General features: G+C 57.5%; 3 protein-coding genes. 2 read left to right on the top strand and 1 reads right to left on the bottom strand.

The window, feature by feature from the left end; translation table 11 throughout:
* A partial coding sequence (locus CWO89_RS47410; RefSeq protein ID WP_207234717.1) for a hypothetical protein occupies window positions 1–202 on the bottom strand: 202 nt, incomplete at its 3' end.
* 136 nt (window positions 203–338) lie between these two features.
* Between CWO89_RS47410 and CWO89_RS49880 the strand changes: the two genes are divergently transcribed.
* Both CWO89_RS49880 and CWO89_RS44465 read left to right on the top strand, forming a co-directional pair.
* Window positions 339–773: an RNA polymerase sigma factor sigma-70 region 4 domain-containing protein gene (locus CWO89_RS49880; protein WP_165421621.1), complete on the top strand. Its 435-nt coding sequence runs from the start codon at window positions 339–341 to the stop codon at window positions 771–773.
* A gap of 41 nt (window positions 774–814) precedes the next feature.
* Entirely contained in the window at window positions 815–1003 is a 189-nt protein-coding gene (locus CWO89_RS44465) for a hypothetical protein (protein WP_130584413.1), read from the top strand.
* Window positions 1004–1100 lie beyond the last annotated feature (97 nt).

Here is a 1100-nt window from a genome sequence, read left to right as displayed (position 1 = left end):
CTTCAAGCCTCTGTCCGTGCTGCATCCATGCAGCATGGAGCTGCCGTAGAACTTGGTCGTCCTTGAAATTAAACGGAAATTTCTGTGAACCGTCCTGCTTCGGAACTCGCTGCAAGGATTGGCAGATTTTGCCAGCTTTTGTTGAGGTTTCGAAATCGGTAGCGCCAAACCGCGCAAATGCGGGCCAGCGTGATGGGATCAAAACCTTCTGCCTTGACAACTCTCGACACGCCGTTTCGGATTTTTGGTTCGCGTACAAACTAACCTGCTTCGAAGATCCCCTTGTTGTCGCCGTAGCACGCGGCTAATTCCATGTCCCCAGCGCATTCTTGTCCCCCATGAGTGAACGTAATCGCTCAATTCTGGAACGACGCCGCTCCGGCGAGAGCTTGGCTGCCATTGCCAGGTCCTACGGAATCTCTTCGCAACGCGTCAGGCAGATCATCACACGCGAGGAATATCGTTTGCGACGCGCGGCTGAGCTGAGCGAGGCGGCGGCATCGCCGCATCGGCCACATGTTCTCCTTCTGCCGCCATGGCTCCGCAGCGAGCTCGCCAAGGCATGCAGCAAACCCGACTTTACTCCACAGGACGTCGTCGCGCTCGACTACACGCCTGGATTGTTCCTGCAGCGGATACCCGGCCTGCGCGGAAGGAATTGGAAACTCTTGGACGAGTGGGTGAGCGCGGCGGGATTGTCGTTGGTCCGCCCGCTACCGGCCCAACGGCGCAGGCGCGGCTGTGGCGCGCCGTATGTTGACGACGAATGGTGATCATCGGATACGACGGCAAGCAGACATGAGTGAGGTAAAAAATGTCGAAATTCAAAGCTGAAGTAAAGGAACGCAATCCCGGCGAGCCGTGCTTTGTTGTCCTCAATCCGGATCGATCCATCGGAGTCGAGCCGAAGCAGATCGTTTTTGAACCGCCTGCTGGCACCGGGATTGAAGAAGCTCGCAAACTGGCGAGCGCGCTGGCTGGCCTGAGCGTCTCGGTTCGCTAGCCTGGCCACTTGATATCGTGAGAACGATGCGCCCTCAAATCGTGGGCAGCTTTCGCCATGACTACGGCGCGCACAGGGAGCATGTCTTGGCGTTAGA

Source organism: Bradyrhizobium sp. Leo170 (assembly GCF_004296405.1).
Taxonomy (GTDB): Bacteria; Pseudomonadota; Alphaproteobacteria; order Rhizobiales; family Xanthobacteraceae; genus Bradyrhizobium.
The sequence above is the reverse complement of the archived record's forward strand: the minus strand, read 5'-3'. Positions and strand labels throughout refer to the sequence as shown.